We start from the raw sequence: 7192 nt of genomic DNA on the forward strand, positions 1-7192 counted from the left end.
ACAAAAACCACCCGTCCGCGGCGCAGAGGCCGGATCAGGCGCTGGGACGGCCTTCGAACAAGGCTGGCCCTTTTCACTATTGATTCGGCCCGGTTTTGTCATCACGCCCTGTTCCGCTTGCCGAAGCGGCTTGGGGTGAGGGGCTTCTGACTGCTCGGGGCCGGAGATCAGTCGTGGTTCTGTGTCACAAGGGCAGCATCGGCTTGATCGTGATGAAGCCTGGCCTGCAATGGCGAACCCTGCACGTCTGTGCGTTGACAGACCGCGGGATCCCTCAACGCTGGACAGCCCCCGCTCCGAGGACACGCCGGAAGACAGGCGACGTGCCCCAGGAATCCCCGGGCCTTCAGCCCAGCAGCGCGGTCAGCCCGCCGTCGGCCTCAAACCGCTGGTTGCGGTAGGTCAGCCGCGTGGGACCGGCCCACACCCGCTCCGGCACGCTGTGGCGCGGATCGCCGGGGTAACAGATCACGCGGCAGCCATCTTCGTCAAACGACTCGGGCGCGATCAAGGCCGGCGGGCGACTGCGGGCAGCAGCCAGCACTTGGGCCACGCTGCGCAGCCGGCTGAACTGGCTCAGCGTCATGATCTGCGGCGGTGCCAGTTCGATTTCACCGGCCCAGTAGCGTTCCAGCCCGGTGCGAGGTGCCATCCACACGGCTTCGGTGGCTTCAAAGGTACAGTGCTCAGCGACTTGACCGTGCGGTGCGGGGGCCACAAAAAAACGGGTGTCGAAGCGCTTGTTGGTGATTGATGGCACGCGCGGCGTGATCCAGCGCGACCACGGCAGCAGGCAAGACGCTGCCAGTGGCAAACCCAGTTGCTGCAGCGCCGCAACAAAACCGGTGCCTGCGCGTGTGTGCGCTCGAACCTGCTGCACCAGGCCCGGCACAGCACCCGGTTGGCCCAGCAGCAGGCCGCACTCTTCGAACGTTTCGCGCAGCGCGGCCACGTGCAGGCCCAGGGCAGTGCTCAGGTCCAGACCCGGTTCACCCAGCGACTGCACCAACGCGGCCGCTGGTTGGTCCAGCGCGGAGGGGCCCACCTGCTGGTCGCCCATGTCCAGCTTGCCACCAGGAAACACATGCACCCCGCCCAGCACGCCCGAATTGCCATGCCGGCGCACCAGCAGCACCTCCAGCCCGCCGGGACCATCGCGCACCACCATCACGGTGGCAGAAGGGACGGGGGGCGTGTGCACGGTGTCGGAATTGATCGGTATGGCCATGTGCGCATTGTCGTGCGGCAGCTTTTGCGGCTGTGGCACGCGCAAGACAGTCACCCGCATTCACCCCCACACCACAGGGGGCAATTGCCCGCCCCTGGCGTCCATGCGGGCAACTGGAAACAATGCGCAAGCCAGCATGTTCTGGCTGTGTTGGAGTATTGTCATGAAGAAATTATGGTTGTCTTGCGCGCTGGTGTTTTCAGGTGCCGCCATGGCGCACGGTTGCCCCGGCGAAATGAAAGCCATCGATGCCAAGCTGTTGTCCAAGCCCGCCCTGGCTGCAGCGGATCTGGAAAAAGTGGCGTCGCTGCGCAGCGACGGCGAGCGTTTGCACAAAGCGGGTGAGCACACCGCGTCCATGAAGGCGCTGGCAGACGCCAAGAAGATCCTGGGTTTGTAAACCCCGGCGTGCGGGCGCACCCGGTGCGCCCGCACGGTCAGCCTGCGCTGGTTCAGCGGAAGAAGCCACTGAACCGACCCCGCCACAACGGGAGACACCCCATGTTCGACACCGCGATTGCCGGCAGCCTGCCCAAACCCGCCTGGCTGGCCGAGACCGAAAAGCTCTGGCCGCAGTGGAAGGCGCAAGGCGCCGAACTGCAGCAAGCCAAGGCCGACGCCACGCTCCTGTGGATCAAGGTGCAGGAAGACGCCGGGCTGGACGTGGTGGGCGACGGCGAGCAGGCGCGCCAGCATTTTGTGCACGGCTTTCTGGAGCGGGTGGACGGCATCGACTTTGAGAACAAGGTCAAGATGGGCATCCGCAACAACCGCTACGACGCCATGGTGCCGCAGGTGGTGGCGCCGCTGCGCCTGAAGGGCCGGGTGCACGCGTTTGAAGCCCAACTGGCCCGCGCCCACACCAAAAAGAAACTCAAATTCACCCTGCCCGGACCCATGACGATTGTCGACACCGTGGCCGACCGCTTTTACGGCGACAAGGTGCAGATGGCCATGGCCTTTGCCGAGCTGCTGAACCAGGAAGCGCTGGCGCTGCAGGCCGACGGGGTGGACATCATCCAGTTCGACGAACCGGCCTTCAACGTGTACATGGCCGAGGCCGCCGACTGGGGCGTGAAGGCGCTGGAACGCGCCGCGCAAGGACTGACCTGCACCACCGCCGTGCACATTTGTTACGGCTACGGCATCCAGGCCAACGTGGACTGGAAACAGACCTTGGGCGAAGAGTGGCGCCAGTACGAACAGGTGTTTCCGGCGCTGGCCAAGAGCAGCATCCAGCAGGTGAGCCTGGCGTGTTTTCACTCGCATGTGCCGCCCGACCTGATGAAGCTGCTGGAAGGCAAGGACGTGATGGTGGGCGTGATCGACGTGGCCAGCGACGTGATTGAAACGCCCGAACAGGTGGCCGACACGATTGGCCTGGCGCTGCAGTACGTGCCCAGAAAACACCTGATCGCCTGCACCAACTGCGGCCTGGCCCCCATGAGCCGCGAGGTGGCGCTGGCCAAGCTGGACGCCCTGGCCCAAGGCGCTGCCCTGGCCCGCCAGCGCTACGGAGACTGACCCATGCCCACCCCGCTGCCTGGCCCGCTGCCCAGAGCCGAACCCACCGACCTGGGCCTGTGCCCCGAACGCACCCAGCGGCTGGTGCAAGTGCTGCAAGCCGAGGTGGACCGCGGCCGGCTGCCCGGTGCGGTGGTGCTGCTGGCGCGGCACGGCCGCGTGGCGCTGTTTGAGAGCCTGGGCCAGCGCGACCCGGCCACCGGTGCGGCCATGGCCCGCAACGCGGTGTTCCGCATTTATTCCATGACCAAGCCCGTGGTGTCGGTGGCGGTGATGATGCTGGTGGAGCAAGGTCGCCTGCTGCTGAGCGACCCGGTGGCCAAGCACCTGCCCGAGTTCAGCGGCCAACAGGTGGGGGTGGAAACACCCGACGGGCTGCAACTGCAGCCGGCGGCCCAACCCGCCACTGTGCAAGACCTGCTGCGCCACACCGCCGGGCTCACTTACGAATTTCTGGGCGTGGGCCCCGTGCAGCAGCGCTACGCGCAGGCCCAGCTGGGTTCACGCGAGCGCAGCAACGCCGAGTTCAGCCGCACCCTGGCGGCCCTGCCCTTGTTCCGGCAACCGGGCACCGAATGGGCCTACAGCCGCGCCACCGACGTGCTGGGCCGGCTGGTGGAAGTGCTCACCGGGCAGACGCTGGGCCAGCACCTGCGCGATTGCATTTTTGAGCCGCTGGGCATGGTGGACACTGCGTTTGTGGTGCCCAAGGCCGACCACGGCCGGATCGCCGAACCCTTTGCCTACGACCCCGACGGCGGCGTGCCGCTGCGCGTGCTGGACCCGCGCCAAACGCCTGCCCTGGAAAGCGGGGGCGGCGGGCTGATGTCCACCGCCGCCGACTACGCGCGTTTTTTGCAGTGCCTGCTGAACGGGGGTGAGCTGGACGGCGCGCGCCTGCTGGGGCCACGAACGGTGCAGTTCATGACCGCCGACCACTTGGGCAGACTCCCCAGCCGCGACCCGCTGCTGCCGCCCGGCCACGGCTTTGGCCTGGGCTTTGCGGTGCGCACCGCCACCGGCGTGGCCGCCATGCCCGGCTCGGTGGGCACCTACCACTGGGGCGGCATCGCGGGCACCTCCTTCTTTGTAGACCCGGCAGCGGACTTCTTCGGCATCCTGATGACACAAGCCCCCAACCAGCGCGACCACTACCGCCTGCTGTTTCGCACACTGGCCTACGCGGCGCTGGTGGACTGAGTCGATGGTTTCGCTGGCGGCTGCCAGCGGAAAAACATGGGGTACACCTTTTCCACCACCGGCCCGTTGAAGTCCCAGGCCAGGCACTGGCCCAGGTGCATGGGCGGTCGGCCGTCGGCGGGTGGCGCGAACGAGGCCGAACGGGTTTGAAATGCCACCGTGGCCAGGTTGAACAGCAACTCGCGCAGGTGGGTACAGCCCTGCACGCCGCCCAGGTGGCGCTCGATGGTTTTGCGCCAGCCACGGCCCAGCGTCTCGCCAATGAGGCCCTGCATGGGCGGCATGGCCTGGGGGCATGGGTCGTGTGGGTGGGCGTCCATGGCCACCGCGATGTCGCGGATCACCATGTCGTCGTCCAGCGTCACGCGGATGTGCATGTGGTGGATGGCTTCATGCGGCGCCCATTCGCCCTCGCCTTCAATTTCGATCGCGTGGGGCTTGCTGTCGTGCATTTCGCCTTCAATGTCCCACCGACCGTCGTCGCGCTGAAACCCCCGGTATTCGACGCGGCGGGTGTGCATGGGTTTGCGGGGCTGGGGAGTGGGCAATGGCAAAACGGAACCTCGGTAAAAAACAACGCAAACGTTGATTTTCCGTGATTCAGCACGAGGGCGTGCAATGTGGCTTTCTACGCCAAGGTCCTGCGCACGCGGGCCCCAGGATGGCACACTGGGCAGACAGCCGCGAACAACCCCAGCCATTTCCACACCGCAGCGGTGCCTGCACACCATGCCCCACTACTGGTTGATGAAATCCGAGCCGGACGAATGCTCGATCGACGACGCGCTGGCCGCCCCCAACGCCACCGTATCCTGGAACGGCGTGCGCAACTACCAGGCCCGCAACTTCATGCGCGACGCCATGCAGGTCGGTGACGGCGTGCTGTTCTACCACTCCAGCTGCCCTGAGCCGGGCATCGCGGGTCTGGCGCAGGTGGCGTCAAGCACCCGGCCTGACCCGACACAGTTCGACCCCGCTTCACCCTACTTTGACGCCAAGTCACCCGCCGACAAGCCGCGCTGGCTGTTGCTGGACGTGCAAGCCCTGAAGAAAACCCGGCTGATCGGCTTGCCCGAACTGCGCGCCACGCCCGAGCTGGCCGACATGGTGGTGCTGCAGCGCGGCAGCCGCCTGTCCATCACACCCGTGAGCGCCGAACACTGGCACTTCATCACCCAGCGGCTGGTGGGCGCCTGACCGCACCCCAAAGCACAGCAACTTTTTCGCCCATCAGGTCAGGCGAGACGCAGGCACCGTTTTCGCGACACGCTCCCAGTCCCGAAGCGCTTGCTGCAGGCGGTTGCGGGAATTGGGGTGGCCGTCGCTGAACGCCGCCGCCAGCCGCTTTTTCAGCGCCTCGCTGGGTGGCGCTGCAGCGGTGGTCTTGAGCTGGTCGATCACCAGCATCACGGTTTGAAAACTCCTGGACTGCACCGCAAGTTCCAGCATGCCCTGCCCGCTCTCGGTCTGGTCGTGGACGTTGGCGCCGTGTTCGATCATGTACTTGAGCACACCGGCCTTGCCCCCCAGGCAGGCCCAATGCAAAGGCACCAGCCCGCCTTCAAGCCGGGCGGTGAAGTTGGCGTCGGGCGCAAGCTGCTCGGGGGCCAGCGGCCAACCCGATGCTTTGATCATTTGCTGGTGTTTCCAATCGGACATGGGGTGTGCAGGGCTTTGTGTGTTCTGGGGGCTTTGCAGTCTCTCACATGGTCGGAAGCCTTGAGGCAGCGAAGCATCTTGAATCTTCACTCGCCCGGCGCGGATCAATAACCTACTTGCTAAATTTAACCAACCTGGTTACCCTACGAACAGGGAGGTTTGGTCATGGAAAAAAGCACGCCGCACTGCAAGTTGCAGGTGGTCAAAGCTCTGGTCGCGTCTGGCCAGGTGAGATCCACGTATTCAGCATTGGCGGGCGCTGCCGCACTGGGGCTGGACTTTGACGGCATCGTGGCCGTGGTGATGGTGCTGACCACGGCCGATTTCTACAAAAGCATGACCACCCACGCAGACCATCGCATCTGGCAAGACGTGTACCGCCCCACCACACCAGCGGGCGAGGTTTATCTGAAACTCACCGTCGTTGACGACGTGCTCATCGTATCCTTCAAGGAGCTCTGAACATGAAATGCCCATCCTGCGGCGCGGCCAAGCTGGTGCATGACACCCGCGACATGCCCTACACCTACAAGGGCGAAACCACCGCCATCCCGGCCGTGCCGGGCGACTACTGCCCCGCCTGCGGCGAAGTGGTTCTGGGCGCTGAGGCCGCCGCCCACGTGAGCGCGGCCATGCTGGACTTCAACAAACAAGTGAACGCCACCATCGTGGACCCGGCCTTCATCGTCCACGTGCGCAAGAAGCTTGCACTGGACCAGCGCGAGGCGGCCGAGATTTTCGGTGGTGGGGTGAACGCATTTTCCCGCTACGAAAACGGCAAGACCAAGCCGCCGTTGGCGCTGGTGAAACTGCTGCGGGTGCTGGATCGGCATCCGGAGTTGTTGAGTGAAGTTCGGACAAACTGAAGCAGCTTTTGCATAGACCAATGAATCGCATCACCATCGCTGTCGATATCGCCGGCAGACCAACACGGGGGGGTAGATGGAAGTCCGCGGGTCACGGCATCGGCAGTAGTTTTCCCAACAGCAAATCTCAACGACGTTCGACGTTCAGTTCCACCCAGTCTTCCAAAGTGGAAATCGATAGATGAAGAAACGGCAGCACATGTCGTGGATCTTTTGAGAAGGCATTCTGTTGCGGTCTCCGCCTCTACGGTAAACCGCGCAACACCCGCATGGACGAAGGCATTGCAGGACGAAAAAGTTCTTCAATCCGCGCTCCTCAAAGAGTCAAGAAAACCAGCTGGCTGGGCAAAGTTGCCGGTACTTCTTGTATACGAATTGCTGGGTCGAGCCACATATCGTGGGCTGTCCCACTTCTTGTGCGAGCAACAAGGCCAGAGAATCGTTGATCAAAATGGTCTGAGCTTCGTTGAATGCAACGTAGTTTGCGATCAAGAGGTTTCCGGTGAAGAAAACATAGAAGTCTTCAAATCGTTTTGGGATACCCCGCAAATACCTGCCCGCGCTCAAAGTCCAAGTGCAACACCCTCCCTGGAGAATCTGTTGCATGCCCAAAACCTACACCCATCTGAGTCTGGAAGATCGCGCCTTGATGCAAGTCTGGCTTGAACACAACCTGAGCTTGAGGGCCATAGCCTGCAAGCTCAGGCGCGCGCCT

10 protein-coding genes are annotated in these 7192 nt (G+C 64.0%); 7 read left to right on the forward strand and 3 right to left on the reverse strand.

The features are described from left to right. Positions 1-346 precede the first annotated feature (346 nt). Positions 347-1288, reverse strand: a complete 942-nt coding sequence (locus Q7J44_RS03070; protein WP_304876862.1) for a hypothetical protein — start codon at positions 1286-1288, stop codon at positions 347-349. A gap of 103 nt (positions 1289-1391) precedes the next feature. On the opposite strand from Q7J44_RS03070, the gene Q7J44_RS03075 reads away from it, so the two are divergent. The 3 genes from Q7J44_RS03075 (at position 1392) to Q7J44_RS03085 (ending at position 3952) form a co-directional block, all read left to right on the forward strand. Continuing rightward, a complete protein-coding gene (locus tag Q7J44_RS03075) occupies positions 1392-1628 on the forward strand; it encodes a hypothetical protein (RefSeq protein ID WP_304876864.1) in 237 nt (78 codons plus the stop codon). Between the two features lie 101 nt (positions 1629-1729). Further along, a complete protein-coding gene (locus Q7J44_RS03080) occupies positions 1730-2752 on the forward strand; it encodes a methionine synthase (RefSeq protein WP_304876866.1) in 1023 nt (340 codons plus the stop codon). Positions 2753-2755: 3 nt separating this feature from the next. Next, the gene (locus tag Q7J44_RS03085) at positions 2756-3952 is read left to right on the forward strand and encodes a serine hydrolase (protein ID WP_304876868.1); all 1197 of its coding nucleotides are present in this window, start codon (positions 2756-2758) and stop codon (positions 3950-3952) included. On the opposite strand, the gene Q7J44_RS03090 is transcribed toward Q7J44_RS03085, so the two are convergent. Continuing rightward, entirely contained in the window at positions 3931-4473 is a 543-nt protein-coding gene (locus Q7J44_RS03090) for a DUF2889 domain-containing protein (protein ID WP_304876870.1), read from the reverse strand. The two genes, Q7J44_RS03085 and Q7J44_RS03090, sit on opposite strands and share 22 nt — an antisense overlap. 208 nt (positions 4474-4681) lie before the next feature. Here Q7J44_RS03090 and Q7J44_RS03095 point away from each other — a divergent pair, with 208 nt between their 5' ends. Continuing rightward, positions 4682-5149, forward strand: coding sequence for an EVE domain-containing protein (locus Q7J44_RS03095; RefSeq protein ID WP_304876872.1), 468 nt, complete (start codon positions 4682-4684; stop codon positions 5147-5149). A 33-nt stretch (positions 5150-5182) separates the two neighbouring features. Here the strand turns inward: Q7J44_RS03095 and Q7J44_RS03100 are convergent, their stop codons facing one another. Next, positions 5183-5587, reverse strand: coding sequence for a hypothetical protein (locus Q7J44_RS03100; RefSeq protein ID WP_304876874.1), 405 nt, complete (start codon positions 5585-5587; stop codon positions 5183-5185). Between the two features lie 189 nt (positions 5588-5776). Here Q7J44_RS03100 and Q7J44_RS03105 point away from each other — a divergent pair, with 189 nt between their 5' ends. The 3 genes from Q7J44_RS03105 to Q7J44_RS23250 form a co-directional block, all read left to right on the forward strand. Next, a complete protein-coding gene (locus Q7J44_RS03105; protein WP_304876875.1) occupies positions 5777-6073 on the forward strand; it encodes a type II toxin-antitoxin system MqsR family toxin in 297 nt (98 codons plus the stop codon). 2 nt (positions 6074-6075) lie between these two features. Continuing rightward, positions 6076-6477, forward strand: coding sequence for a type II toxin-antitoxin system MqsA family antitoxin (locus Q7J44_RS03110; RefSeq protein WP_304876876.1), 402 nt, complete (start codon positions 6076-6078; stop codon positions 6475-6477). A 649-nt stretch (positions 6478-7126) separates the two neighbouring features. Next, a partial coding sequence (locus tag Q7J44_RS23250) for a hypothetical protein (RefSeq protein ID WP_370692944.1) occupies positions 7127-7192 on the forward strand: 66 nt, incomplete at its 3' end.

This window comes from Pseudotabrizicola sp. (genome assembly GCF_030656345.1).
Taxonomy (GTDB): Bacteria; Pseudomonadota; Alphaproteobacteria; order Rhodobacterales; family Rhodobacteraceae; genus Pseudotabrizicola.